The sequence below is a fragment of the Paraburkholderia sp. genome, assembly GCF_026225065.1.
Classification (GTDB): Bacteria; Pseudomonadota; Gammaproteobacteria; order Burkholderiales; family Burkholderiaceae; genus Paraburkholderia.
In genome coordinates, this window is the sequence record NZ_JAMFSB010000156.1 from 12,803 (window position 1) to 39,530 (window position 26,728).

The window sequence follows — 26,728 nt, forward strand, 5'->3', positions numbered from 1 at the left end:
GACATGAACGCCTCAACCCAGATGACCCGCCAGCCCCGCCCCGGCAACTCCCGCACCGCGCTCGTCTGCGTGCTGGTGAGCGGCTTCGCGGCCGGCGCCGCGACTCCGGCCGCCGCGCAGGTAGCCGATGCTCCTGGCAACCTGATCATCCAGACCACGGTCACGCCGCGCGACGCGTTCGTGCCGGTGCCGAAGGCGGATGACCCGATCGCCGTGCAGGTCCAGACGTTCCCCACCGGCGCCTTCGATTCGGCGATGGGCGCGATGGTGAGCGACACCGACCTGACCAGGGCGCACGGCACTTCCGGCGTCGCCGGCAGCAGCTTCATGCCGGCGCTGGTCGGCGCCAACGGGATCGAACATCTGCTCGCCGGCAACGGCACGGTTGCCGGCAGCGGCATCCCGGTCGGAGCCGGCGCCAGCCTCGGCGGCATCGGCGGAATCGGCGGCTCGATTGCACAAACAGTCACTGGCGCGCTTGCACCGCTCGGCGCAGCGATGGGAGCAATGAAATGAAAGCGACGCGCGTCCCGTTCATGAACACCTTGCCGTCACGCCAGCCCCTGTTGCGTCCAATGATCGCCCTCGCGCTGCTCGGCTGCGTCAGCTTCGCCGCTCAGGCGCAAGGGGTGCCAACCCAGTTGACCGATCTGCAATCGCTGATCGGCAGCGGCGTGGCGAACGGCGCCACGGGCGTCGTCGCGATCAACGAGGCTGCGGGCCTCGACAACGCACAAGCCAATCAGGGCGTGATTACGAACGGACTAGTGCCGTTCAACCTGATCAGCAGCTCGCAGAGCGCGTCGACGAATGCGAAGACGACGGCCGCGCGCAGCGATATCGGCAGTAACGCATTTTCAAACACCTCTGGCCTTATCGAAGTGAATCAGTCGGCGGGTGTAGGGAATCTTCAGCGGAACAGCGCCTTGATCGGTGCGGCTCCGGTTGAAGGGGAGATCGTAGCGGATGGGGTGCTATCCGCTACGACCGCCAAAAACGGCGGTTCGGTTGGTTCTGGTCAAAACCACGACGCACGCGAGGTATCCATCGGTTCGGATGCGCTCAAGAACGTGAGTGGAATCGTCCAGATCAACCAGGCAGCCGGTACAGGCAATGTCAGTTCAAACAGTTTTGTGCTCCGTCCCCCGGCGGGCACCTTTTTCTAACGAGCCACACCCTTTATCGGAGCGTCATCATGAAGCGCACTCTCATTGCAGCGGCTGTTCTGTCGACGTTGGCAGCCAGCTCGGCCTACGCAGAATGCACGGCCGGCTGCGACCCGGCTGAGCTGTTTACCGCAACCGACATCTACACCGACATCGGCGAATTCGGCTTCATCCAGCTGCGCGGCCGCGTCGACGTCAACAGCAGCTCGGGCGCCACCGTCAACAACACGCAGAACGTCAGCATCACTGGCGTGAACATGAAGACGCCGCCGCAGAGCTATACCTCCGGCAACGTGACGACCGCCGTCAATACGTCGGACACCTGGAACAACGCAAGCGGCGGCGGCAGCGGCTGGGGCGAAAGCCAGTCGTACAAAGCCAGCGCCTACCAGTACAACAAGACCAACACCCAGACGCAAACTGCGTCGTCCAGCGCCGGCTTTGTCGCAGGCGGCGGCTTCTCGACAGGCATCGCAGCAGCCTATCAAGGCTCCAGCTACCTGAACACGCATGCCTCCGCGAACGGCGTCCTCGCCGCCGGCTTTATCGCCGGTCTCGGTGGTGGCGGTGGCGTGATCTTCGGCGGACTCGCAGCAGGCTTTGCAGCAGCGCTTAACACGCACGAATCCGACAACTTCGGCGGCAGCGTCGCAGCCGCGGCAGCGGGCTACGGCGTGGCTTACGGCGGCTACGAAGCAGGCAGCATGAGCACGGCCACGCAGACCTACAGCGGCAGTGGCAGCAAGGAATCCGCCAGCGTCTCGGAAGGCAGCCACGCTTATGGCTGGACGCATAACTACTCCGACAGCGCCGGTTCTGTAACGGTGACGGGCAGCGTCACGCAGCACATCAACACCGAAACGCCGACGACGATGTCGGCCGGCATCGGCGACAACGCGCTGACCACCACAAGCGGCAATGTCGGCGTCAACATCGCGACTGGCATCGACAACGCGCAGTCCAACGATGCCGCCCTGTCGAACATGGATGTAGGTCCGGTATTCGGCACCGCGCAGATCTACTCGACGCAGGCATCGAGCGGCAACGCCAAAGTGGGTGACTTCAACTTCGTCTCCTCCGTTGGTGCAGGCGCTCTCGCGGACGCAACCGGCAACATCGGCGTGAACGTGGCATCGGGTCTGGGCAACGTGCAGAACAACAGCCTCGCCGCTTCGGCCACGACGACCAGCGCCAGCAACCGCTCGAGCGGCGGCGAAGCGATCGCCAGCGACCAGAACTGCCAGACCGCAGACGCAATCGTGAACGGCCAGTTCACCGGTTCGGCCACGCTCGGCGCCGGCGCGCTCGCCAACGCAACAGGCAACATCGGCGTGAACATCGCGTCGGGGGTAGGCAACCTGCAACACAACGGCCTCGCAGTCGCCAGCGTGTCGCACTAGTAACAAGAGCATCAACGCAGGAAGACAACGGTCAGCCTTCGGGCTGGCCGACTGTCTCCGCAGGGGGAATGACCATGTTCGGGGTGAGCAGGGTAACGCATTGTCTCTTTCTGGCACTGTTCGCCGGACTTGGGCTGTCACAGCCGGGTCACGCCCAGAGCGCGCTCAACATGAACGCCGCTGCGGGTGTGCCGTTCGACATGAACGTGCATTCGATCCGCGATCTTCGCTACAACCACATCGTCTCCCAGCGCTACGACTATAGCTGCGGCTCGGCTGCGCTCGCTACGTTGCTGAAGTTCGGCTACGGCATCGATATTCCGGAAAGCGAAATGATCCGCCGCATGATGGTTTTCTCGAAACCGGAAGTGGTGGTGAAAAACGGCTTCTCGATGCTCGACATGAAAAAGTTCGTCGAGACGATCGGCCTGCGTGGCCGCGGCTTCCGGGTCGCGCCCGAAGCGCTCTACCACCTGCAGATCCCCGTGATCGTACTGATGAACAGCGACGGCTACGAACACTTCGTGATCGTCAAGCACGCGGAAAATGGCCGCATCTTCGTGGCCGACCCTGCGTTGGGTAACCGCATCGTCATGGAAAACGACTTCGTCTCGAAGTGGAACGGCCTCGTGTTCGCGGTCGTCGGCAAGCCATTTATGGAGGATTCTCCGCTCTTGCAAGGTAACGAGTCGCTCGCGCTGAAGCTGCGCCAACGTGCGCTGGAAGACGGTACGGCAGCGACTCCCTTTGTTGAATATGGGCTGATCAAGGCAGAGTTGTTCTGACTCGTCATGGAACGAAACCTAATCACTATCGGCTGCGCGTTGTGTTTCGCAACGTGTGGTCTTGCGTCCGTCGCCCAGGCTGCCGAGGCGACGGTCCCCTCTATCGTTGAAGATGTCGCCGCCGTCAATCTGCAACCTGTCGACGACGACGTCCTCGCATCGCAAAGCGGCAAAGGCATCGGCGGCGACGTCATCTCCGGCGTCGTCGTGAACCTGCTGTCGCAGTGGAATCTGCCGAACGGCACCACCGCCCTCGCGCAGGGCGCACTTTCGATCGTGACCAACGCGCTCAACCAGACGAACGTCCAGGTCAGCTCGAACGCGATCGTCATCGGTCCGAACACCCCTGCAGGCAGCGGGGCCAATCCCAACGCGAGCGCCACGGGCGGTCAAAACGCCACGGTCAACGGCGTCTCGCAGATCACCCAGGTTGCCGGCAACGGCAACAACGGCACCAACCAGGCGGTGATCGACTTCAACTCGCCGGCAAGCACCCTGTCTACCGGCGCGTTTAACAACCAGACCTCAGCCTCCGCGAGCAACGCGAGTGGCTCCGTGAAAGCCGGCGTCACGTTCGGCAACGGCGGCATGTCGATCGCACTGCAAACGCCGGCGGGCATCGCCACGCAAACCATCGCGCCGGGTACTTCACAACAAGCCGGCATGATCTCCCAGCTACTCCAGATTGCAGGCAATAACCAGCAAGTCGCCAACGCGCTGCAACTGCATTTGCAGACGCAACAGATGTCGGCGTCGATGCTCCGCCAACTCGGCGTATTACAAGCACTGCAAAACACAGTGAGGAGATAAAAACGGGCCGCCACCCGATAAAAAATGTAGGAAAACGAAGTATCAGAGCGGCCGCGCGAAGCACATGGAGATATGCGACGCGCGGTCAGAATACCGGGGGAGCACAAAATGATGAGATTCTCAACGACCGGGGCACCGCGCGTGATGTTAGCGGCCATCCCTGCGGCGGTAATGCTGTTTGCACTTTCACAGGGAGCCTACGCCCAGGCGCTGGCGGACCAATCTGTCGAAGACCGGCTGAACACGTTGATGCGTGTGATCAACGAGCAGCAGAAGCAGATCAATTCACTCGAACAACAAGTCACGAACCTCGAGATGTCGGAGCGCGGCCGAGGCCTGCCGGGTGCCGGTGCGCCGGCCGACGGCGCCATCGCCGCCGGCCCGCAGCCGGGCGCAGATGGGCTGCCGGCGCCGCTGCCGCCGCTCGCCCAGATCAATCCTGAGTCGAGTGCGCCTGGCAGTGGCACAGGCACCGCGACCGGCGTGCCGGTCAATCCACCGGTGCCGGATAACGGCAACAGCAATGGCGGCAACCTGCCGCCTGCGACCGATGGTACAGGCGCCGTCGGTCAGACCCAGAAAGCCGCGGAGCCGGTGCGCACGCAATCGGAAGACGCCGTGGTGCAGAGCCAGCAGCACACGCCGCTGTTCGACCACAAGCTGACCTTCGACTGGGGCATCAGCGATACTTATTACGATCGCCGCCAGTTGCAACTGTCGGGCTTCCTCGCACTCGACGCGATTTTCCTCGGCAACATCAACCTGGGTGAGACCAAGTCGCATGAGGTGATGGCGGACCTCGACACGCGCTACGGCCTCAGCGACCGGCTGAGCGTCGATCTCGACGTGCCGTATATCTACCGGCACAGCAACTTTATCGTCGGCGGCGCCGGCGGTGCGGCGAGCACGCTCTCGGATGCGTCGGCGAATTCGAGCGACATCGGCGATGTCAACTTTGGCGTCTACTACGAGTTTCTCAAGGAAACCAACAGCCTGCCGGACCTGGTAGGTAGCCTGCGCATCAAGGCGCCGACCGGTTCGTCGCCGTTCGGCATCAAGCTGCAGCAGGTCGATGCCGACAACACAAATCTCGTCGCGCCGAGCAAGCTGCCCACCGGCACGGGTTTCTGGAACGTCACAGCGGGCCTGTCGGTCCTGAAGACCTACGACCCGGTCGTGCTGTTCGGTAGTCTTTCGTACACCTACAACATCGCGCGCTCGTTCTCCGATATCTCTTCAGTCATCGGCCAGACCCAGCCGGCGACGGTCAAGATCGGCGACGTGGTGCAGTTCGGCGGCGGCGCCGCACTTGCCTTCTCGGACAAGGACTCGGCTAGCGTGTCCTACACGATGGCACTCGAGCCGGAGTCTCAGACCAAGGCGTCGGGCAGCTCCTATTCGAAGGTGCCGGGCAGCGAAACCACTGCTGCCGCGCTGACTTTCGGCCTGAATCATGTAGTGAACAAGCACCTGACGATCAACGGTTCGGTCTCCGTGGGGCTCACGCCTGACACACCGAACTTCGTGATCGGCGTGCGCTTTCCCTACACTTTTTGACGTGCCAACGATACGAGGTTGATCGTGCGCGAATCATCCCATCTGACCAGTGTTGCACCGCCCTCAGGCACGCATCTTTCTCTGGCTCGCCCGACGGAAGTTGCTGTAGTACGGCCGCAGGAAATCTCTGCGGGACTTCCGCGGGAGCTGCCGGTGGTAAGACCGAAGGAGGCCGCCATCGGACGGCCGCGGGACGATGCCGCCGCCGCTCAGGCAGTGCCGAAAAGCCCCTACGCGCAGACCGAGCGGACCCTGCTCTACGTCACACGCACGCCCGACGAGACGCTCACCTCCCATCTGAGAAGCCGTGGCTGGAACGTCGTGGCCGCGCGCTCGGCGCATGAGGCGAGCCGTCTCATCAAACAGGACGTCGTCTGTGCGGGGATCGTCGATCTGGCGAGCTTTGCGCCGCGCGACCTGGGCGGCCTCGAAGCGAGCTTGCGTCAGCAACAGATTGGCTGGATTGCGCTGTCCACCTCCGAGCGTCTGACCGATCCTGAAGTGCGGCGCCTGATCCGCCATTTCTGTTTTGACTACGTCAAGACGCCGGTGGCCAACGCAACGATCGACTACCTCGTCAGTCACGCGTTCGGCATGGTCACGCTATGCGATCCGGACATGATGGAGAGCGCGCCGTCCAGCGACGAAGACGAAATGGTCGGTACCTGCGAAGCCATGCAGCACCTGTTTCGCACCATCCGCAAGGTCGCCAACACCGACGCCAGCGTGTTCGTCTCCGGCGAATCGGGCACCGGTAAAGAGCTCACCGCGCTCGCCATCCACGAACGCTCGCGCCGCCGCAAGGCGCCTTTCATCGCCATCAACTGCGGCGCGATTCCGCATCATCTGCTGCAGTCCGAACTATTCGGCTACGAACGCGGCGCCTTCACCGGCGCCAACCAGCGCAAGATCGGACGGGTCGAAGAAGCGGACGGCGGCACGCTGCTGCTGGACGAAATCGGCGACCTGCCGATGGAAAGTCAGGCGAGCCTGCTGCGCTTCCTGCAGGAGGGCAAGATCGACCGGCTGGGTGGGCGCGAGTCGATTCCCATCGACGTACGGATCATCTCGGCGACTCACATCGACCTTGAGATCGCGATGCGCGACGGGCGCTTCCGCGCCGACCTGTTTCACCGGCTGTGCGTCCTGCGCATCGACGAGCCGCCGCTGCGCGCCCGTGGCAAGGACATCGAAATCCTCGCCCATCACATCATGCACAAGTTCAAGACCGACAGTGCGCGCAAGATCCGCGGTTTTGCGCCCTCGGCGATCGAGGCCATGTACACCTACAACTGGCCCGGCAATGTGCGCGAAATGATCAACCGCGTGCGCCGCGCCATCGTGATGGCGGAAAACAAGCTGATCTCGGCCGAAGACCTGGATCTGGCTCACTTCACCGCGCAGGAAAGCGTGACCCTCGCGCAGGCTCGCGAATCGGCCGAGAAGCGCGCGATCGAAGCCGCGCTGCTGCGTCACCGGCATCGTCTGAACGAGGCGGCGGTGGATCTGGGCGTGTCGCGCGCGACGCTGTCGCGCTTGCTGGATACGCATGGCATGCGCGACGCGGTCGGCACGGAGGACGAGGCGGTGCCGGCTGAAGGCGTCCACGCGGCCGAGTGAAGGCACGCCGCGCACCGCGCCCTACCCCTCGGGCGTGCAGCGTTGTCGTTGGGGTGGCGTGGGCGTCAGGTAGAATCGGAGCGGTTAGGTTCCCTTCTCCAATCGATGACGACGCTCACCCTGATCGTCGCTCGCGCCCGCAATGGCGTGATCGGCCGCGACAACCAGCTACCCTGGCGCCTGCCCGAGGATCTTGCGTTCTTCAAGCGCACGACCATGGGCGCGCCCATCATCATGGGCCGCAAGACTCATGAATCGATCGGACGGCCGCTGCCCGGCCGCCGCAATATTGTCGTGACGCGCGATGCGGGCCGCCGCTTCGCAGGGTGCGACACCGCCACCAATCTCGACGACGCGCTCAGGCTCGCGGCCCGGGACCAGGCACCGGAAGCCTTCCTGATCGGCGGCGCCGAACTCTACAAAGAGGGGCTGCGCCACGCCGACAAGCTGATCATCACGGAGATCTCGATCGATTTCGAAGGCAACGCGCATTTTGCCGCGCTCGATCCAGAGGAATGGGAAGAAGTGGCCCATGAGACGCACCGCGCCCACGCGCCGAACGAGTTCGACTACGCGTTCGTGACGTACCGCCGGACTGAAGCGGCAGCGGGAGAGCAGCCGCCGCAAGCGTAACCGCGCGCGGAGTGCAGGCGTAAAAAAACGCCAGAGAAGCTGTCTTCTCTGGCGTTTCTGTTTGCGGCGGTCCTACTGACTGCACGCCTGTTTACTGCCCAGCAATCGTCATGCGCTCGATCAGCACCGAGCCGGTCTGCTTGGTGCCGCGCACGAGCGTGTCCGCGCCGATCGCAACGATATGGTGGAACATCTCCTGCAGCGTGCTCGCCACGGTGAACTCTTCCACCGGGTACTGGATCTTGCCGTTTTCGACCCAGAAGCCCGACGCGCCGCGCGAATAGTCACCCGTCACGTAGTTGACGCCCTGCCCCATCAGTTCGGTCAGCAGCAGGCCCGTGCCGAGCTTTTTGAGCATTGCTTCGAAGTCGTCCTCGGGACGCGTCGTCGAGCTGAGCAGCTTCAGATTGTGCGAGCCGCCGGCATTGCCGGTGGTCTTCATGCCGAGCTTGCGCGCCGAGTAGGTGGACAGGAAGTAGCCTTCGACCACCCCGTCTTTCACCACCGAGCGCTGCTTCGTGCGCACGCCTTCTTCGTCGAACGGCGCGCTGCCCATGGCGCGGGCCACGTGCGGGTCTTCGACCACTTGCACGTGCGGCGCGAACACCGGCTTGCCGAGGCTATCGACGAGGAACGAAGTCTTGCGATACAGCGCGCCGCCGCTCACCGCCTGCACGAACGCGCCGAGCAGGCCTGCGGCGAGCGGCGCTTCGAACAGCACCGGCACCTTGCGGGTGTCGAGGCCGCGTGCACCGATGCGCGCCAGCGCCCGTTGCGCCGCGTAGCGCCCGATGGCTTCCGGGTCGGCCAGATCTGCCGCGTTGCGCTGCGAGGTGTACCAGTCGTCGCGCTGCATGTTGCGCCCGCTGCCGGCGATCGGCGCGCACGCCACGTAATGGCGCGAATAAGGGTAGCCGGAGAGGAAGCCACGCGAAGTGGCGAGCACGAATTGCGAATGCTGCGCGGAGACGCTGGCCCCTTCCGAATTGCGGATTTGCGGGTCGGTGGCGAACGCCGCGTCTTCGGAGCGGCGGGCGATCTCGACTGCTTCGTCGGCGGTGAGATTCCACGGATGATACAAATCGAGGTCGCGCGGCGCGGTTTCGAGCAGTTCGGCCTCGGCGAGGCCCGCGCAGTCGTCTTCCGCCGTGAAACGGGCGATGTTGTACGCGGCCGCAACCGTATCTTTCAACGCCTGCGAGGAAAAGTCCGAGGTGCTGGCGTTGCCGCGCTTGTTGCCGATAAACACGGTCACGCCGACCATCTTGTCGCGGTTGTGTTCGATCGTCTCGACCTCGCCACGCCGCACGGAGACGGACAGGCCGTCACCTTCGGAGATTTCAGTCGCCGCGTCGGTGCCACCGAGCGACTTTGCGTGACGCAGGATGTCCGAGGCGATTTCCTTCAGCTCATCCTGGGTATGCGGGAAAAAGCGCTGTCTGACGTCCATGTCTGCTGCCATATTCGTTGCCGTCCTTCGTTGCGTCCTGGTCGGGGCCGGGAGCGGCCCTCCGGTGTGTTCTCAAGTACGTCGCTACGTATCCCGCGATCATAGCAAGGTCCGCGCGAGCGTACCTGGCATTCGCCGACGTCTCACGGCATGGGCGAGTGGCGCGGCCAGCTCCCTTGCCGGCGGATTCAAGGGCACGGCACGCTACAATAACGGTATGACACGTAAAACCCGCATTCAACCGATGGAACCCGTCGCCGAGCCAGAGATCGACGAGAACGGGTATGACCGTCCCAGCAAGTCCCAGCTCAAGCGCGACATGCACGCGCTGCAGGAGCTGGGCGAGGCGCTGATCGCGCTGCCAAAAGACGCTTTGAAGCGCATGCCGATGCCCGAAAAGCTCGACGACGCTGTGCGCGACGCTCGCCGCATCACCGATCACGAAGGCAAACGCCGCCAGGTCCAGTACGTGGGCCGGGTAATGCGTTCGCTGCTCGAGGACGAGACGGCCGCCTTGCGCACCGCGCTGGATTCGTACAACGGCATCAACAAGGCCGAAACGGCGCGTCTGCACTGGATCGAGCGCACTCGCGAGAAGCTGCTCGCCGACGACGCCGCGCTGACCGACTTCATCCGCCAGCACCCCGCCGCCGACCCGCAGGAAGGCCGCACGCTGATCCGCAACGCCCGCAAGGAAGCGCAGCAGAGCAAGCCGCCGCGCTATTTCCGCGAGCTGTTCCAGTGGATCAAGAACGCGGACGGCCCGGAAGCGGCCGAGGACGACGAGCACGAAGGACATGGCACCCCGGAAAACGGCGATGACGAAGATCGCGCGTAACCATCCCGACGAAATCGTAATCGGACTGGTCTCGATCAGCGACCGGGCAAGCACGGGCGTCTACGAGGACAAAGGGATTCCGGGCTTGCAGGAGTGGCTCGGTGCGGCACTGAGCTCGCCGTGGCAGGCCGTCACCCGGCTGATCCAGGACGACGCGCCGACGATCTCCGCCACGCTCATCGAACTGGTGGACAAGGCGGGCTGCGATCTGGTGTTCACCACGGGCGGCACCGGGCCGTCACGGCGCGATGTGACGCCGGAAGCGACGCTCGCGGTGGGTACAAAGGAAATGCCGGGTTTCGGTGAGCAGATGCGGCAGATCAGCCTGAATTTCGTGCCGACAGCCATTTTGTCGCGCCAGGTGGCAGTGATCCGCGAGACGCCGACGCAAGCGGCGCTGATCGTCAATCTGCCGGGTCAGCCCAAGTCGATCAGGGAAACGCTGGAAGGATTGCGCGACGACGCGGGTGAAGTGAAAGTGCCAGGGATTTTTGCGGCCGTGCCTTATTGCATCGACCTGATTGGCGGCCCGTATGTGGAAACCAATGCGGCCGTCGTGAAAGCCTTCCGGCCGAAAAACGCGATCCGGGCACCGCGTCAGGACTGAGAGGCGCGCCGGGTTGATGCGTGGCCGGGTTGATGCGTGGCCGGGTTGACGCCCGGCGAGGTTGACGCCTGGATTACTCTTCCGCAACCGGCGCGCCCGCAGCCGGGATCAGGAAATGCTCGCGGTAGTACTTGAGCTCGTCGATCGACTCGTGGATATCGGCCAGCGCCGTATGCATAGCGCGCTTCTGGAAGCCCTTGTAGATAGTCGGCTGCCAGCGGCGGCACAATTCCTTGAGCGTGCTAACGTCGAGATTGCGGTAATGGAAGAAACGCTCCAGATCCGGCATCCAGCGCGCCATGAAACGGCGGTCCTGACAGATGGAATTGCCGCACATCGGCGACTTGCCCGGCGGGACGTACTGGCCGAGAAATTCGCGGATCTGCTCGGTGGCTTCCGCTTCGCCGACGCTCGAGGCGCGCACGCGGTCGATCAGCCCCGAACGGCCATGCGTGTTCTGGTTCCATTGGTCCATCTTCGCAAGCGTTTCGTCGCTCTGGTGGATGGCGAGCACCGGACCTTCGACCAGTTTGTCGAGCGTCGAATTGGTCACCACCACGGCGATCTCGATGATGCGGTCGGTGTCGGGCTCGAGGCCGGTCATTTCCATGTCCAGCCAGATCAGGTTCATGTCGCTGCGCACGAGCGACGGCTCGCCAGCGGATTCGAGGATGTCAGTCATGGAGGCAACCTTGGTGAATAGCGCCGCGCGCCCCCTCGGGACGGGCCTGTGCGCCGTTGAAACAGTTCGATTTAGCGTGGCCCCGCCAGCCGGCGGGAAGAAACATATAATTCTCGCATAGATACCACGGATTCCCCGGATGCCTACTCTGTACTTCACCGTTCTGTTCGCCATCGCCGTCGTGGCGATGGTCGGCACCAAGCTCTGGCTCGCGTCGCGGCAAATCCGCTTCGTCGCGGCGCACCGCGGGCAGGTGCCCGGCCAGTTTGCGGGCACCATCGCGCTGACCGCGCATCAACGTGCCGCTGACTACACCGTCGAGCGTACACGGCTGACGATGATCGAGATTGTCGTCGGCGCGGCCGTGCTGATCGGACTCACGCTGCTCGGCGGCGTGCAGGCGCTCGATCTGGCGATCTCGGATTGGCTCGGCCGCGGCTACGTCGGCCAGATCGCGCTGATCGCGGCGGTCATTGCGATCACCGGCGTGATCGACCTGCCGTTCGACTATTACCGGCAGTTCGTCATCGAGGAACGCTTCGGCTTTAACCGCATGGGCAAGGGCATTTTCTTCGCCGACCGCATCAAGGGCCTGTTGCTCGGCGCGGCCTTCGGCCTGCCGCTGCTGTTCGTCGTCCTGTGGCTGATGAGCCAGGCCGGCAGCCTGTGGTGGCTGTGGACGTGGGTCGTGTGGGTAGTGTTCCAGTTGCTGGTGCTGGTGCTGTATCCGTCGTTCATCGCACCGCTCTTCAACAAGTTCGAGCCGCTCAAAGACGAAGCCTTGGTCACTCGCATCGAAGCGCTGATGAAGCGCTGCGGTTTCGCCGCCAAGGGGCTGTTCGTAATGGACGGCAGCCGCCGTTCCGCCCATGGCAATGCGTATTTCACAGGCTTCGGTGCGGCCAAGCGCATTGTGTTCTTCGACACGCTGCTCGCGCGTCTGTCGGGTAGCGAGATCGAAGCCGTGCTCGCGCACGAACTCGGTCACTTCAAGCGCCGCCATGTGATCAAGCGGATGGCGGTGATATTCGCGGTCAGCCTCGTGATGCTCGCGCTGCTAGGCTGGCTCATGCAGTGCGTCTGGTTCTATGAGGGACTCGGCGTGCGGCCATCGTTGCTGGGCGGTAACAGCGGGCTCGCGCTGGTGCTGTTCTTCCTCGCGCTGCCGGTGTTCCTGTTCTTCGTGACGCCGCTCGGCAGCCTTAGTTCGCGCAAGCACGAATTCGAAGCCGATGCGTTCGCCGCTACCCAGACCGATGCACAGGATCTGGTCAACGCGCTCGTGAAGCTGTACGAGGACAACGCGTCGACCCTCACCCCCGACCCGCTCTACACCGCGTTCTATTATTCTCATCCGCCAGCGTCGCAGCGGATCGACCGCCTGCTGCGGCACGCATGACCGCCCGCCCCCAGAAAGCAGCGCGCCCGCCGTCCACCACGCGGGTGGGCGGCCTCGTCATCGCGGCGCATGGCAGGCACTACCTGGTCGCGCCGGAAGACGGCGGCGCCATGCTGCAGTGTTTTCCACGCGGCAAACGCAGCGAAGTGGCGGTGGGCGACCGGGTGATCTACGAGCCGACTTCGGCGGATCAGGGCGTGATCGTCGAGATAGGCGAGCGGCGCAATCTGCTGTATCGCTCGGACCAGTACAAATCGAAGCTGTTCGCGGCAAACCTCGATCAGTTGTTGATCGTGCTGGCCACCGAGCCGCACTTCAGCGAAGATCTGCTCGGCCGCGCTCTGGTGGCTGCAGAGGCTAACGAACTGAAGCCGCTGATCGTGTTGAACAAGACCGACGTCGAAGTCGAGTTGCCGGGCGCACGTAAGCGGCTAGCGCGCTACCAGGCGCTTGGCTATACGGTAGTGGAACTGTCGATCAAAACCCAGCCGGAGGCCGCACACGCCGCGCTCGAGGAACATCTGCACGGTCACGCCACGCTGCTGCTCGGCCAGTCGGGGATGGGCAAGTCGACGCTGGTCAACCTCGTGGTGCCTAACGCGGAAGTGGCAACCCGCGAGATCTCCACCGCGTTGAACAGCGGTCGCCATACGACCACCTTCACGCGGCTTTACCCGCTGCCGGACGGTGGCGCGCTAATCGACTCACCGGGGTTTCAGGAGTTCGGTCTGCACCACCTGACCGAGGGCAGGCTCGAAAGAGCGTTCCCTGAATTCAGGCCGCTACTGCCCAACTGCCGTTTCTACAACTGCCATCATCTGCAGGAACCGGGCTGTGCGATTCTCGAAGCGGTCGCCGATGGGCGGATTGCGCCGGCACGGCATGCGCTGTATGCGCAATTGGTCCACGAGGCGAGCCAGATCGTTCGCTGAGTCTTTTGCGATGCTTTTGTGATGCTTTCGTGCGTGGGCGGTCGTTCAGCGCAACTTGCGTTGCCCTTCCTGATCGCCCCGATCTCCATTAACCCGCCTCATTTACTCGCCACCGGTCGACACTCATGATGAAACTGATGCGCGCGCCGAATCTGCTGATCGGACAGCATTGGATCAATGTGCTGGCGATCTCGGGCATTGCCTGTGAGTTGCACAACCGCTACCTGAACGGCGCACTTGGGGAGATTCCAGCGGATCAGTGCGCGCCGGAGTTGTGGCTCGTCGACGAACGCGACGAGATGATGGCCCGCAAGCTCATCGACGCAGCCTCGCATGGACCGAGCGCGGGCTCGCCGTCATGGCGTTGCGCGCAATGCGGCGAGACGCTCGAGGCGCAGTTCACGGTCTGCTGGCAGTGCGGGACGGCGCGCGATCCGCTGGACGGCTAACGGCCGGAAGGGATGGCGCGGATGGCTCAGCTAGCCAAAACAATTGAGGCCGGGGTTACCGGCCTCAATTGAAACACCGCCGAGACACAGCACGCAGCGTCGTCGCACATCATGTCGTCACATCGTCACGTGACAGACATGCGCTTCAAGCGAGCCAGACGGCAATCGTCAGCATCAGCAGCAGAATCATCCACAGGATGACTGCGCGCCACACCAGCCCCACCGCCGATTGCAGCGTACGCGGCGTGCAGTCGTCGCCGACCTGGAGCGGGTCGCCATCGCCGGTTGCCAGCGCATCGAGACTCGACGGCTCCGCCAGCGGTCCGCTCAGGCGCGCGCCCAGTGCACCGCTGCCGGCCGCGAGCAAGACGCCGTCATTGGTGTCGGGCCATTGCCGTGCATGATTGCGCCATGCATAAATCGCGTCTTCGAAATTCCCGACAATCGCGAAGCCCATCGAGGTCAGCCGCGCCGGCACCCAGTCGATCACAAAGAACGCCTGCTGCGCAAAACTGGAAAACGCCACGGTACGGTCATCCGTCGGGCGTGACCACGTACGCGCCAGGTACTCGGCGATCCGGTACAGCACAGCACCCGCCGGCCCCACCGGCACGAGAAACCAAAAGAACACGCCGAACACATGACGGTGCGACGCCACCACCGCGTGGATCAGCGTATGACGCACGATCTCGCTGACCGGCATGTCGACCGTGTCGAGCCCCGTCCATTCATTGAGGATTTCACGCGCGCGCGGCACGTCGTCGTTGTTGAGCGCGAGGTGAATGTCCGTGAAGTAGTGGCTGAACTGCCGGAATCCGAGCGTGAAATAGACGATCACGACGTTCCACAGGAACGCGAGCACAAAGTTGATGTGATAGAGCACATAGTAGACGAGCGCGACGGCCAACGTCCACGGCACTACCACCACGAGCCACGCGAGCACGCCGTGCTTGGGCTTGCCGGCATCGAACCCGTGCGCCGCCGACTCCGCATGATATTGAAGCAGCGCAGACACCGGGTTGTTCGGCGATAACGCGCGCACTTGTTCGATGATCAGAGCCAGCAATACGGAGAAAAAAGTCATGCGATGCGCCGTGCTTTTCGGGTTTTTACGATTGTTTTATAACGATAGCACAGGGTCGGATCCGACCGAGCGCGGCAATAGTTGCAAACCAGCGACACCGAGGTAGGTTCCGGTAGGTCCGCGCGCTTCATGCAGCAAGAAAGCGATAAAAATTGCGCAACATACCCGCCGTCGCGCCCCAGACGAAGTACTGCCCGGCCGCGTCGCCGCGCGGATAAGGCATGGCAAAGAAGCGCCGCTCGCCACCTTCCCAGCGGAACACGCGCACCTCATGGTGGGCGGGGTCCATCAGAAAGCTTAGCGGCACTTCGAAGACTTCGGCGACTTCGAGCGAGTCGGCCTCGACGGTGAACGGCGGATGCACGAGCGCCACCACCGGCGTCACGCGGAAGCCCGTGCCGGTCAGGTAGTCGGGCAAAGCACCTAGCACCTCGACACGCGCGGGGTCCAGACCTACCTCTTCCTGCGCTTCACGCAACGCCGTAGCCGTTGCGTCCGCATCGAACGGTTCGTGACGGCCGCCCGGGAAACTCACCTGGCCGGCGTGATCGTTGAGATGATCGGCCCGCTGCGTCAGCAACACCGTGATCCCGTCTTCGCGCACCACCAGCGGTACGAGCACCGCTGCAACGCGCGGATCGCCGAACTCCTTCCAGCGGGCATCGCCCGGCTCCGGCGTCCAGGAAAGGCGCTGCTCGAAGCGTGCGCGCAATCCATCGGGCGTCAGACGTGCGGGGGCAACCGGTGGCAGATCGTTGCCAGTCGATTCGACAGGCAGAGTTTCGGGTTGGAAGACGGGTCGGGTCAACGGGACTCTCGGAACGAGCTTTTGTAGGACATGCCGCTATTTTGACCCAACAAAGAAAAAAGCACCCGGGAAGGGTGCTTTTTCTTACAGCTTTTACGCCTGGGAAGCAGCGCGGTCTTTCGAGACCAGCTTTTCCTTGATCCGGGCCGACTTGCCCGAACGGTCGCGCAGGTAGTACAGCTTGGCACGACGCACATCGCCACGACGCTTCACGACGATGCTTGCCAGCAGCGGCGAGTACGTCTGGAACGTACGCTCGACGCCTTCGCCCGACGAAATCTTGCGGACGATGAACGACGAATTCAGACCACGGTTACGCTTGGCGATAACGACGCCTTCGTAAGCCTGAACACGCTTACGCGTACCTTCAACCACGTTCACGCTGACAATCACCGTATCGCCGGGGGCGAATTCGGGGATAGTCTTCTCGCCGAGGGCGCGCGCGATTTCTTCTTGCTCGAGTTTTGCAATCAGATTCATCACTGACTCCTAAGTCCATCTTGTCGGCGTTCGTACCTGCCTCACAGAAAACTGCTCGGCTACGGCCCCGATAGAGGATGGGTTCACATCAGGCGCCGTACACGCATGTGCGGCGCCGCTTATTCGCTAGTGACACCGGGCTTCACGCCTTCGATGCTTCCTTCGCGAGACTTGCAAGCCATGTCTCATCGACACGGCTCAACATCTTGTTCTTTCTGGCCTTCTCTATCAGATCCGGCCGCTTGCTCAACGTGTTGCGCAGCGCTTCACGGCGGCGCCACAACTCGATTTCCGCATGATGGCCGCCAAGCAGCACATCAGGTGCACGTACGCCTTCGTATTCCTCCGGACGCGTGTAGTGCGGGCAATCCAGCAGCACGTCTACAAAACTATCCTGCACGGCCGACTGCGAGTCGTTCAGCACACCAGGCAACTGACGCACCACGGCATCCATCAACGCCATCGCCGGCAACTCGCCGCCCGACAGCACGAAGTCGCCGAGGCTCACTTCTTCGTCGACACAACGATCGATCAGGCGCTGGTCGATCGCTTCATAGCGGCCGCACAGCACGATCAGCCCAGGCTCCGCGGCAAACCGCATCACACGTTCGTGATTGAGTGTCGCACCTTGCGGGGACATCATCACGACGCGCGAACCGGTAATGCCCTGCTCTGCCTGCGCGACCTTCGCCGCTCCGATCGCGTCTTCCAGCGGCCTGCCCAGCATTACCATGCCTGGACCGCCGCCATACGGGCGATCGTCGATCGTACGATAGTTGTCGGTTGTGAAATCGCGTGGATTCCACGTGCGCAAACCGTAGCGTTCCTGCTTCGCCGCGCGACTGGTGATACCCCAGTCGGTCAGCGCACGAAACATTTCAGGAAAGAGCGTAACGACATCGAACTGCATCGCTCTCTCCGGTCAACGAGCTGATTTAATAGTCAGCTTCCCAGTCGACAACGATTTGCTTCGCCGCCTGGTCCACCGTTTTGACAAAAACACCGACGAACGGGATCAAGCGCTCACCGGTCACCGGCTTACCGTCTTTGCCGGTATCCGGGTATTCGATGCGCAACACCGAGTGCGCACCGTTGTCGATCATGTCGGCCACCTTGCCGAGGGCAAGCCCGGTCAGGTTCACGACATCCAGGCCGAGCAGGTCGACCCAGTAGAATTCGTCAGCTTCGAGCACCGGGAAATCGCTGCGGCAGATGTACACGCGAGTACCACGCAGCGCGAGCGCTTCGTCACGGTCACTCACACCGCCCAGATGGGCAACGATGCTGTCGCTGTGTATCTTTGCCTGCAGCGCCGGTGCAGAAGTGCGCTCATGGCCTTTCATCAGCCACCAGCGCTTCGCGCTCAGCAATGCGTCGCCGCCCCGTCCGGCATCCGCATGCGCGGCTACCTTGACCCAGCCCTTGAGGCCGTAAGCGTCGACAATTGCAGCTACTTCGACAGCGTCGTCCGGCCAGCTTTCGACCGTTTCGGCACGCATTGCCGCGCCGCCGGAATCGACGTTAGCGGAACCCGGGGCCTTGGCGCGCTCTACCGGCTTCCGGACGAACGCGCCGAACGGTGCGTCACCTGCTGCTGCCTGCCCGCGCTGAGCCGGCTTGGCGCGACCTGAACTTCCCGAATCACGCTCAGACATGACGCCACCTCAGACAACACTTCACGTCGAAGCTCGCTGCCGATTTCGATGTTTGCTTCAGCGAAATCGACGTCTGCTTCAGCAAAACGCGCAGTAAAACTCGCGCATCGGACATCTCGCGCAAGCTGCGCGAGCCGCCGGCGATGCACATGCTAGCTGCCATTAAGCAGCCGGCTGCGCCTTTTGCGCTTCTTTCACGAGACGCTCGACCGTCGGCGACAGTTGTGCGCCAACGCCTTGCCAGTACGTCAGGCGGTCTTGAGCGATACGCAGCGACTCACCCTTCGTAGCGACCGGGTTGTAGAAACCAACGCGCTCGATAAAGCGGCCGTCACGACGGTTACGCGAATCGGTTGCGACGATGTTGTAGAACGGGCGCTTCTTGGAGCCGCCACGAGCCAAGCGGATGATGACCATACTAGAATCCTTGAAAACCGGGGTTCGGAACCACTGAAACAGGCGATTATAGCGGGAAACTGAAGCCATAACAAACACTTACGGGGAAAACTAATATCCACGGTTGCGCCGGGGCAGTCGGCCGGCCGGCCGGGGGCCGTCAAATCGCCTGCGCACCCGACGGAAAGCCCTGACACCTCGCTTCACAACCGTACCGGCCGGCGCCCTTTCCGCCCCTTCTCCCCCTTTCCCCTGTCACGCGAGCGCGACCTACCGCGTCACCTATGGTACGCCCTGTGGCCGTCGGCGAATTCCATCAATCAGCGTGCGACGTGGTCTGCGTCACGCCGCCGGGGCGTAGAATGCGCCTCGGTCCGCGCACCGTTGCGCGCCGGTCCTCGCGACCGCCTGTCACTGAACTCTCGCCCACATGTCCACCCGCGTTTCGAATTCCCCACGCTTCAGGTCCAAGACGATTACCGCGGCGCTCGCCTTCTTCTTTGGCAGTCTCGGCGCGCACCGCTTCTACTTATATGGAAAGCGAGACCTGTACGGCTGGATTCACCTGATCTGCACCCTGTTCGGCATTCCGGGCGTTCTGCTGCTGATCTTCACCCAGCGGACCTCAGCGCTCGGCTGGGTACTCGCAGTCCCCGGCGCCATCTCACTGTTTTCCGCATTCCTTGCGGCCATTGTCTACGGACTGCGTCCCGACGAAAAGTGGGATGCGCAATTCAACCCTCAGAGCCAGCAAAACAGCCGGTCCGGCTGGCCGGTGATCTTCGTGGTTATTTTCTCGCTGTTCATCGGCGCAATGCTGATGATGGCAAGCCTTGCCGTCGCGATCGATAGCTATTTCGAATCGTCGATGTAGACGATGTCAGGGACGCATACAGGGCAGGCAGATTCGACGAGCTGACGGTGCCGCCACTCGCCCGCCCCGGCTAAAACAGATCCATTTGCCCGTCGTCGCGCGCCGGAACCGGCGCCGGCGGCTGCGCGCGGACAAACTGCGACATATCCAGAATGCCGCGCCGGCGCTCGTTCAGACCGAGCCGGCGCGCAGCTTGATGAAAGCGCTGATTCATCAGATCAGCCCACAAACCCTCACCTTTCATCCGCGTGGCAAAGGTGGCGTCGTAGTCCTTGCCACCGCGCATGTCGCGCACACGGTTCATGACCCGCTCGGCCCGATCCGGAAAATGCGCTGCCAGCCAGTCCTTGAATAGCGGCGCGACTTCCCAAGGCAGTCGCAGCACGATATAGCTCGCATTGGTCGCTCCTGCTTCCGCACATGCCTCCATGACCCGCTCCATGTCGGGTTCGGTGACGAACGGAATCACCGGCGCGATGCTGACGCCCACCGGTATGCCGGCCTCGCTCAGCGTGCGGATTGTGCGTAGCCGTCGCGCCGGCGTCGCTGCGCGTGGTTCGAGCGTGCGGGCGATCTCGGCATCCAGCGTGGTAATGGTGATGGCAGCCATGAACTGGCCGCGCTCCGCCATGGGAGCAAGCAGATCGAGATCGCGCTCGATCAGTGACGACTTGGTAATAGCCGCAAAAGGATGCCCGCGCGCGTGCAGCACTTCGATCACCCTCCGCGTGAGACCCAATTCACGTTCGACCGGCTGCCAGGCATCCGTATTGACGCCGAGTGCGATCGGCTCCGGCACGTACGACTTCTTTGAAAGCTCGCGCTCGAGCAGCTCTGGCGCGTTGACTTTGGCGTAAATGCGGCTCTCGAAATCGAGCCCCGGCGACAGGCCCAGATAACTATGGGTAGGCCGCGCGAAGCAGTAGATACACCCGTGTTCGCACCCGCGATAAGGGTTGAGCGAGACATTGAACGGAATGTCGGGCGATGCGTTACGGGTCAGGATGGTTTTTGCCCGCTCTTCGAACACCTGCGTGCGCAGCGCAGGCGGACCGCCTTCTTCTTCCTCATGCGAGGCCCAGCCGTCGTCCACCGCTTCGCGCTGGTCAAGCTCATAGCGGCCCTGCAGGTTCGTCACGGCGCCGCGCCCTTTACGGGGTGTGGGCGGTGCGATTGGATATTCGGGGACGGAATCAGTCACGGCGAGGTCAGACCAAAGACAGAAAGCGAAAACAAAAAACGGCTCAATCGATACTGTATAAATATACAGTGTTTGAGCCGTTTGTCGAGTCCTGTCTTTGCCCCGCGAGATGGGCTATTCGCCCACCGCGATCGTCAGGCTTTCCTTGATTTCTTCCATCACCACATAGCTCTTCGACTGCACCGCTCCGGGCAATTGCAGCAGGATATCGCCGAGCAGTTTCCGGTAATCGGCCATCTCGCCAATGCGGGCCTTGATGAGGTAATCGAAGTCGCCCGATACCAGATGACATTCGAGTACCTCGGGGATCTTCTGCACCTCGCGGCGAAACTGGTCGAACATGTTGCCGCTCTTGTGGTCGAGCGTAATCTCGACAAATACCAGCAGCGCGGCACCCAGCTCAGCCGGATTGACACGCGCGTGGTAGCCCGTAATCACGCCGTCGCGCTCCATACGCTTGACCCGTTCGATACACGGCGTAACCGACAGCCCGACCTGCTCCGCGAGGTCTTTCATCGCCATTCGGCCGTCCTGCTGAAGCAGCCTGAGGATCTTGTGATCGAGCTTGTCGAGCGTACGGATAGGTTGACGCTGGGTTCGCATGGTCTTTTTACTGAAAATTGGAAAAATACAATAACAAAACCTACCTGACACTCAATACTATAGCGGATAACACTGGGCTGAACGCGTATCACCTCGTTAATCGAACTATCTGCAAACGAGCTGATTTCTCCAAGGACGCGCGAGCCCCAAAGAACCTTCTGGAGCAGCTATGCGAGTCGTCGTTTTGGGCAGTGGCGTCGTCGGGGTGACGAGCGCTTATTATCTTGCGCGTGCCGGTCACGAAGTCACCGTGATCGACCGCGAAGCCGGTCCGGCGCTCGAAACGAGCTTTGCCAATGCCGGTCAGATCTCGCCGGGCTACGCGTCGCCGTGGGCTGCACCGGGCGTGCCGATGAAGGCCGTCAAGTGGATGTTCCAGAGGCACGCGCCGCTTGCCATCCGTCTCGACGGCACGCAATTCCAGTTGCAGTGGATGTGGCAGATGCTGCAGAACTGCACGTCTTCGCGCTATGCGGTCAACAAGGGCCGCATGGTGCGCCTCGCCGAATACAGCCGCGACTGCCTGCAAGCCCTGCGTGCCGACACCGGCATTCAGTATGAAGGCCGTACCGGTGGCACGCTGCAGGTGTTCCGCACGCAGCAGCAGTTCGATGGCGCCGCGAAAGACATCGCCGTGCTGAAAGATGCCAATGTACCGTTCGAACTGTTGTCGTCGGCCGAGCTGGCGCGCGCCGAACCGGCACTCGCGGCAACGGCCCACAAGCTGACGGGCGGGCTGCGTTTGCCGGGCGACGAAACGGGCGATTGCCAGATGTTCACCACGCGCCTCGCAGCGCTGGCAGAAGAACTCGGCGTGACGTTCCGCTACAACACGCCGATCGACGCGCTCGCCATGGCCGGCGGCCGGATCGCTGGCGTGCAATGCGGCAGCGAACACGTACGTGCCGACGCATTCGTCGTAGCACTCGGTTCGTATTCGACGAAGTTCCTCGCGGACATCGTCAAGATTCCGGTGTATCCGTTGAAGGGCTATTCGATCACCGCACCGGTCGTCAATGCAGCGGCCGCGCCGGTGTCCACCGTGCTCGACGAAACCTACAAGATCGCTATCACGCGTTTCGACGACCGGATTCGTGTGGGCGGCATGGCAGAGATTGTCGGCTTCGACAAGTCGCTGCGTCAGGAGCGCCGCGAGACGCTCGAGATGTGCGTGAACGATCTGTTCCCTGGCGGCGGGGATACGGCCAAGGCCAGCTTCTGGACCGGTCTGCGTCCCATGACCCCGGACGGCACACCGATTGTCGGCCGCACGCCTGTGTCGAACCTGTTCCTGAATACCGGCCACGGCACGCTCGGCTGGACCATGTCGTGCGGTTCGGGCCAACTGCTGGCCGACCTGATGTCGGGCAAGCAGCCTGCCATCCAGGCGGACGATCTGTCGGTGCACCGCTACCTCGGCGAAACAGGTGGTACGGGTCGCCCCGCTTACGCCTGAGCGATTTCGGAAGGTCGCGGCCGGAACGGCGGTAACGTTCTCGGCCTGCGTCAAAACAAACGGCGCCTCTGCTTGCAGGCGCCGTTTGTTTTTTGCGTGACCTCACCACCGACCACACAATCTCGCAATCTCGCACGCAAAACACGCGCAAGTCAGAACTGATCCTCCGACAACGCCAGCACGCCCTCATCCCCCTTCGCGCTGACAATCGACACTTCAAGCGCAGCGGCCTGCGGCAGCACATGCTCCGCATAGAACTGCGCGGTCGCGATCTTCGCCCCGTAGAACGACGGATCGTCGGCGCGCTTCTCCGCAGCCACCAGCAACGCACGCGCCATCTGCCAGCCACCGAGCACGATGCCCGCCAGCTTCAGATACGGCACGCTGCCGGCAAACACCGCATTCGGATCGCGTTTCGTATTGGCGACAACAAACTCCACCACCGACGTCAGCGCGCGATGCCCGTGCGCAAGCTGACGCTGCATCGACTCGAAAGGTGCCCCCTGCTGCGAGCCGAGCGCCTCGACCGTCTGCGCAATACTGGCCAGCAGCGACTTCGCCACCGCGCCACCGTCGCGCAGAGTCTTGCGCCCAATCAGGTCGTTCGCCTGGATCGCGGTGGTGCCTTCGTAGATCGGCAGAATCCGCGCGTCGCGGTAGTACTGGGCAGCGCCGGTCTCTTCGATAAAGCCCATGCCGCCATGCACCTGCACGCCGAGGCTCGTCACGTCGATCGACAGCTCCGTGCTCCAGCCCTTTACGATCGGCACAAGGAATTCGTAGATAGCCTGATGCTCGTTGCGTTTCGCTTCATCCGGGTGACGATGTGCGATATCGCAATGCGCGGCGGCGACATAGGCGAGTGCGCGCGAACCTTCGGTCAGCGCACGCATCGTCGCGAGCATGCGGCGCACGTCGGGATGGTGAATGATAGAAACTGATTGTTTAGCCGAGCCGTCGACCGGCCGGCTTTGCACGCGGTCTTTGGCATAGGCAACTGCCTTCTGATACGCACGGTCCGACACACCCACGCCCTGCATGCCCACTGCAAAACGCGCGGCGTTCATCATGATGAACATGTACTCGAGACCGCGGTTCTCTTCGCCGATCAGATGACCGATCGCGCCACCGTGATCGCCGAACTGCAACACCGCCGTCGGGCTCGCCTTGATACCGAGCTTGTGCTCGATCGACACGCAATGCACGTCGTTACGCTCGCCGAGCGAGCCGTCTTCGTTGACGAGGAACTTCGGCACGATAAAGAGCGAGATGCCCTTCACGCCTTCGGGCGCATCCGGCGTGCGTGCCAGCACGAGATGGGCGATATTCTTCGCCATGTCGTGCTCGCCCCACGTGATGAAAATCTTGGTGCCAAACACCTTGAACGAGCCGTCACCCTGCGGCTCTGCGCGTGTGCGCACCAGCGCGAGATCCGAGCCGGCCTGCGGCTCGGTGAGGTTCATCGTGCCGGTCCATTCGCCGGAGATCAGCCTGGGCACGTAGGCCTGTTTCTGGGCTTCCGTGCCGGCGGTCAACAGTGCTTCGATCGCGCCGTCGGTGAGCAGCGGACACAGCGCAAAGGAGAGATTGGACGCATTGAGCATTTCGACGCACGGCGTCGCAATCAGCTTTGGCAACCCCTGACCTTCGTACTCCAAAGGATGCTGCACACCTTGCCAGCCGCCCTCGGCAAATTGCCGGAACGCCTCGGCAAAACCCGGCGTGGCTGTGACCTTGCCATCCTTCCACGTACTCGGGTTGCGATCGCCTTCCACGTTCAACGGCGCCAGCACTTCGCCGCACAGCTTGGCCGATTCTTCAAGGACGGCCTGCGCGGTGTCGAGGTTGGCATCTTCGAAACCGGGCAGCGTCGCGATATCTTCGAGTGCGGCCAGTTCTTTCATCACGAACAACATGTCCTTGACGGGCGCCGTATAGCTCATTTCAGTTCTCCTCCTGTCTGCGATGTAAAAAGGGACGCCGGACTATCGGTCCCGGCGTCCCTTCGCTTGCTGCCAGACGCCTTTTTATGGCGCTTTATGGTCAGCCGAGTTCGCTCACCAACTCCGGTACTACCGTGAACAGATCGCCCACCAGACCATAGTCGGCGACGCTGAAAATCGGCGCCTCCGGGTCCTTGTTGATTGCCACGATGACCTTCGAGTCCTTCATGCCGGCCAGATGCTGGATCGCACCCGAGATGCCTACCGCGACGTACAGTTGGGGAGCCACGATCTTGCCCGTCTGCCCCACCTGGTAGTCGTTCGGTACAAAGCCTGCGTCCACTGCGGCGCGCGAGGCACCTAAAGCCGCGTTTAACTTGTCCGCCAGCGGCTCGAGCACCTTCATGTAGTTCTCGCCGCTGCCCAGACCCCGGCCACCGGAAACGATGATCGATGCCGATGTCAGTTCCGGACGGTCCAGCTTCGTCACCTCACGGCTCACGAACTGCGACAGGCCGCTATCCGCTGCCGCTTCAATCTTCTCGACTGCTGCGCTGCCGCCTTCCGCTGCGACCGGGTCGAAACCCGTGGACCGGACCGTGATGACCTTGATCGGATCGCTCGACTGCACCGTGGCGATCGCGTTGCCTGCGTAGATCGGGCGCTCGAACGTGTCGGCCGAATCCACTGCCGTGATCTCGCTGATCTGTGCGACATCGAGCTTCGCTGCGATACGCGGCGCGATGTTCTTGCCGTAAGCGGTGGCCGGCGCGAGAATATGCGAGTAGTCCTTCGCAATGTTCAGCACCGTCGCTTCAACGTTTTCCGCGAGGCCCGCTTCGAGTTGCGGCGCATCGGCCAGCAATACCTTGGCGACACCCGCGACCTTGGCTGCAGCGTCAGCCGCGCCTTGCGCGTTGTAACCCGCCACCAGCACGTGCACATCGCCACCAATCTTTGTTGCGGCTGCCACCGTGTTCAGCGTCGCAGCCTTCAGCGACACGTTGTCGTGTTCCGCGATTACCAGAATCGTCATTTCGTCCGTCTCCTTAGAGCACCTTGGCTTCGGTCTTCAGCTTCTCGACCAGCGTCTTCACGTCCGGCACCTTCACACCGGCGGAGCGCTTGGGCGGCTCGACGACTTTCAGCGTCTTCAGGCGCGGGGTCACGTCAACACCGAGATCTTCCGGCTTGAGCGTTTCCAGCGGCTTCTTCTTCGCCTTCATGATGTTCGGCAGCGTCACGTAACGCGGCTCGTTCAGGCGCAGGTCGGTCGTAACCACGGCGGGCAGCGTCAGCGACAGCGTTTCCGCACCGCCATCCACTTCGCGCGACACCGTTGCCTTGCCGTCAGCCACGACAACCTTCGATGCAAACGTCGCCTGCGGCAAACCAGCCAACGCGGCGAGCATCTGGCCGGTCTGGTTCGAATCGTCGTCGATGGCCTGCTTGCCGAGGATGATCAGCGACGGCTGCTCCTTGTCAACCAGCGCCTTGAGCAGCTTGGCCACAGCCAGTGGTTGCAGTTCTTCCGACGACTCGATCAGGATCGCGCGATCCGCGCCGATCGCCAGCGCCGTGCGCAGCGTTTCCTGCGCCTGCGTCACGCCTGCCGACACGGCGATCACTTCGGTCGCCACGCCCGCTTCCCTCAGACGCACCGCCTCTTCCACAGCGATCTCGTCGAACGGATTCATCGACATCTTTACATTCGCAATGTCGACGCCCGTGCCGTCCGACTTCACCCGGACTTTCACGTTGTAGTCGACCACTCTCTTCACTGGCACCAGGATTTTCATGCACACGCTCCAAAGTTACGAATACGTCAACCCGACGGACATTATAACGACTGCCTCTTGGCGACAGCCGCGTCTCAGGCTGGTTTACATCGAGGATAGCG

The 26,728-nt window shown here is 62.6% G+C and carries 28 protein-coding genes; 15 read left to right on the forward strand and 13 right to left on the reverse strand.

Annotated elements, in window-relative coordinates:
- Positions 1–3 precede the first annotated feature (3 nt).
- The 8 genes from M0954_RS11930 (at position 4) to M0954_RS11965 (ending at position 7,971) form a co-directional block, all read left to right on the forward strand.
- Positions 4–516: a hypothetical protein gene (locus M0954_RS11930; RefSeq protein WP_122153810.1), complete on the forward strand. Its 513-nt coding sequence runs from the start codon at positions 4–6 to the stop codon at positions 514–516.
- A complete protein-coding gene (locus tag M0954_RS11935; protein WP_297353387.1) occupies positions 513–1,166 on the forward strand; it encodes a hypothetical protein in 654 nt (217 codons plus the stop codon). The genes M0954_RS11930 and M0954_RS11935 overlap by 4 nt, the downstream gene beginning before the upstream one ends.
- 29 nt (positions 1,167–1,195) lie before the next feature.
- Positions 1,196–2,566, forward strand: coding sequence for a hypothetical protein (locus M0954_RS11940; RefSeq protein WP_122153809.1), 1,371 nt, complete (start codon positions 1,196–1,198; stop codon positions 2,564–2,566).
- A gap of 170 nt (positions 2,567–2,736) precedes the next feature.
- Positions 2,737–3,351 carry a C39 family peptidase gene (locus M0954_RS11945; protein WP_297353425.1) on the forward strand — a complete coding sequence of 205 codons (615 nt, stop codon included), beginning with the start codon at positions 2,737–2,739 and terminating at the stop codon, positions 3,349–3,351.
- Between the two features lie 6 nt (positions 3,352–3,357).
- Complete coding sequence (locus M0954_RS11950; RefSeq protein ID WP_297353389.1) at positions 3,358–4,161, forward strand: peptidase C39; 804 nt, start codon at positions 3,358–3,360, stop codon at positions 4,159–4,161.
- A 108-nt stretch (positions 4,162–4,269) separates the two neighbouring features.
- A complete protein-coding gene (locus tag M0954_RS11955; protein WP_122153807.1) occupies positions 4,270–5,718 on the forward strand; it encodes a hypothetical protein in 1,449 nt (482 codons plus the stop codon).
- 24 nt (positions 5,719–5,742) lie between these two features.
- The gene (locus M0954_RS11960) at positions 5,743–7,338 is read left to right on the forward strand and encodes a sigma-54 dependent transcriptional regulator (RefSeq protein ID WP_297353391.1); all 1,596 of its coding nucleotides are present in this window, start codon (positions 5,743–5,745) and stop codon (positions 7,336–7,338) included.
- A gap of 105 nt (positions 7,339–7,443) precedes the next feature.
- Positions 7,444–7,971 (forward strand): dihydrofolate reductase, encoded by a 528-nt coding sequence (locus M0954_RS11965; protein ID WP_122153806.1) that lies wholly within the window; start codon positions 7,444–7,446, stop codon positions 7,969–7,971.
- A 91-nt stretch (positions 7,972–8,062) separates the two neighbouring features.
- Here the strand turns inward: M0954_RS11965 and pmbA are convergent, their stop codons facing one another.
- Complete coding sequence (pmbA, locus tag M0954_RS11970; protein WP_122153805.1) at positions 8,063–9,433, reverse strand: metalloprotease PmbA; 1,371 nt, start codon at positions 9,431–9,433, stop codon at positions 8,063–8,065.
- A gap of 205 nt (positions 9,434–9,638) precedes the next feature.
- Between pmbA and yjgA the strand changes: the two genes are divergently transcribed.
- Entirely contained in the window at positions 9,639–10,259 is a 621-nt protein-coding gene (yjgA, locus tag M0954_RS11975; RefSeq protein ID WP_122153804.1) for a ribosome biogenesis factor YjgA, read from the forward strand.
- Complete coding sequence (mog, locus tag M0954_RS11980; protein ID WP_297353393.1) at positions 10,240–10,866, forward strand: molybdopterin adenylyltransferase; 627 nt, start codon at positions 10,240–10,242, stop codon at positions 10,864–10,866. The genes yjgA and mog overlap by 20 nt, the downstream gene beginning before the upstream one ends.
- A 73-nt stretch (positions 10,867–10,939) precedes the next feature.
- Here the strand turns inward: mog and orn are convergent, their stop codons facing one another.
- Entirely contained in the window at positions 10,940–11,548 is a 609-nt protein-coding gene (gene orn, locus M0954_RS11985) for an oligoribonuclease (protein WP_123385690.1), read from the reverse strand.
- A 139-nt stretch (positions 11,549–11,687) separates the two neighbouring features.
- Here orn and M0954_RS11990 point away from each other — a divergent pair, with 139 nt between their 5' ends.
- From M0954_RS11990 to M0954_RS12000, 3 genes are all read left to right on the forward strand, one after another.
- A complete protein-coding gene (locus M0954_RS11990) occupies positions 11,688–12,947 on the forward strand; it encodes a M48 family metallopeptidase (RefSeq protein WP_122153801.1) in 1,260 nt (419 codons plus the stop codon).
- On the forward strand, positions 12,944–13,879 hold the full coding sequence (rsgA, locus tag M0954_RS11995; RefSeq protein WP_133892210.1) for a ribosome small subunit-dependent GTPase A: 936 nt from the start codon (positions 12,944–12,946) through the stop codon (positions 13,877–13,879). The genes M0954_RS11990 and rsgA overlap by 4 nt, the downstream gene beginning before the upstream one ends.
- A 128-nt stretch (positions 13,880–14,007) precedes the next feature.
- Positions 14,008–14,328 carry a DUF2007 domain-containing protein gene (locus M0954_RS12000; RefSeq protein WP_123385689.1) on the forward strand — a complete coding sequence of 107 codons (321 nt, stop codon included), beginning with the start codon at positions 14,008–14,010 and terminating at the stop codon, positions 14,326–14,328.
- A gap of 145 nt (positions 14,329–14,473) precedes the next feature.
- Here M0954_RS12000 and M0954_RS12005 read toward each other — a convergent pair whose 3' ends face one another.
- The 6 genes from M0954_RS12005 to rpsP all read right to left on the reverse strand — a co-directional run bounded on the left by M0954_RS12005 (position 14,474) and on the right by rpsP (position 18,772).
- Positions 14,474–15,412, reverse strand: a complete 939-nt coding sequence (locus M0954_RS12005) for a CobD/CbiB family protein (RefSeq protein WP_122153798.1) — start codon at positions 15,410–15,412, stop codon at positions 14,474–14,476.
- A gap of 127 nt (positions 15,413–15,539) precedes the next feature.
- Positions 15,540–16,220, reverse strand: coding sequence for a CoA pyrophosphatase (locus tag M0954_RS12010; RefSeq protein WP_297353395.1), 681 nt, complete (start codon positions 16,218–16,220; stop codon positions 15,540–15,542).
- A 93-nt stretch (positions 16,221–16,313) separates the two neighbouring features.
- Complete coding sequence (gene rplS / locus M0954_RS12015; protein ID WP_020069334.1) at positions 16,314–16,700, reverse strand: 50S ribosomal protein L19; 387 nt, start codon at positions 16,698–16,700, stop codon at positions 16,314–16,316.
- A 142-nt stretch (positions 16,701–16,842) separates the two neighbouring features.
- Positions 16,843–17,610 (reverse strand): tRNA (guanosine(37)-N1)-methyltransferase TrmD, encoded by a 768-nt coding sequence (gene trmD, locus M0954_RS12020; RefSeq protein ID WP_297353397.1) that lies wholly within the window; start codon positions 17,608–17,610, stop codon positions 16,843–16,845.
- A 25-nt stretch (positions 17,611–17,635) separates the two neighbouring features.
- On the reverse strand, positions 17,636–18,355 hold the full coding sequence (gene rimM, locus M0954_RS12025) for a ribosome maturation factor RimM (RefSeq protein ID WP_297353400.1): 720 nt from the start codon (positions 18,353–18,355) through the stop codon (positions 17,636–17,638).
- 162 nt (positions 18,356–18,517) lie between these two features.
- Positions 18,518–18,772, reverse strand: coding sequence for a 30S ribosomal protein S16 (rpsP, locus tag M0954_RS12030; RefSeq protein ID WP_006050280.1), 255 nt, complete (start codon positions 18,770–18,772; stop codon positions 18,518–18,520).
- Positions 18,773–19,181: 409 nt separating this feature from the next.
- Here rpsP and M0954_RS12035 point away from each other — a divergent pair, with 409 nt between their 5' ends.
- Positions 19,182–19,625 (forward strand): TM2 domain-containing protein, encoded by a 444-nt coding sequence (locus M0954_RS12035; protein WP_122153794.1) that lies wholly within the window; start codon positions 19,182–19,184, stop codon positions 19,623–19,625.
- Between the two features lie 70 nt (positions 19,626–19,695).
- Here M0954_RS12035 and M0954_RS12040 read toward each other — a convergent pair whose 3' ends face one another.
- Both M0954_RS12040 and M0954_RS12045 read right to left on the reverse strand, forming a co-directional pair.
- Positions 19,696–20,826, reverse strand: coding sequence for a PA0069 family radical SAM protein (locus M0954_RS12040; RefSeq protein ID WP_297353402.1), 1,131 nt, complete (start codon positions 20,824–20,826; stop codon positions 19,696–19,698).
- Between the two features lie 114 nt (positions 20,827–20,940).
- Positions 20,941–21,429 (reverse strand): Lrp/AsnC ligand binding domain-containing protein, encoded by a 489-nt coding sequence (locus M0954_RS12045; protein ID WP_122153792.1) that lies wholly within the window; start codon positions 21,427–21,429, stop codon positions 20,941–20,943.
- A gap of 169 nt (positions 21,430–21,598) precedes the next feature.
- Between M0954_RS12045 and M0954_RS12050 the strand changes: the two genes are divergently transcribed.
- Positions 21,599–22,885, forward strand: a complete 1,287-nt coding sequence (locus M0954_RS12050) for a D-amino acid dehydrogenase (protein WP_297353404.1) — start codon at positions 21,599–21,601, stop codon at positions 22,883–22,885.
- Positions 22,886–23,037: 152 nt separating this feature from the next.
- Here M0954_RS12050 and M0954_RS12055 read toward each other — a convergent pair whose 3' ends face one another.
- The 3 genes from M0954_RS12055 to M0954_RS12065 form a co-directional block, all read right to left on the reverse strand.
- The gene (locus tag M0954_RS12055) at positions 23,038–24,828 is read right to left on the reverse strand and encodes an acyl-CoA dehydrogenase (RefSeq protein WP_122153790.1); all 1,791 of its coding nucleotides are present in this window, start codon (positions 24,826–24,828) and stop codon (positions 23,038–23,040) included.
- Between the two features lie 100 nt (positions 24,829–24,928).
- The gene (locus M0954_RS12060; protein ID WP_297353406.1) at positions 24,929–25,864 is read right to left on the reverse strand and encodes an FAD-binding protein; all 936 of its coding nucleotides are present in this window, start codon (positions 25,862–25,864) and stop codon (positions 24,929–24,931) included.
- A gap of 13 nt (positions 25,865–25,877) precedes the next feature.
- Entirely contained in the window at positions 25,878–26,627 is a 750-nt protein-coding gene (locus tag M0954_RS12065) for an electron transfer flavoprotein subunit beta/FixA family protein (RefSeq protein WP_122153788.1), read from the reverse strand.
- Between the last annotated feature and the right edge of the window lie 101 nt (positions 26,628–26,728).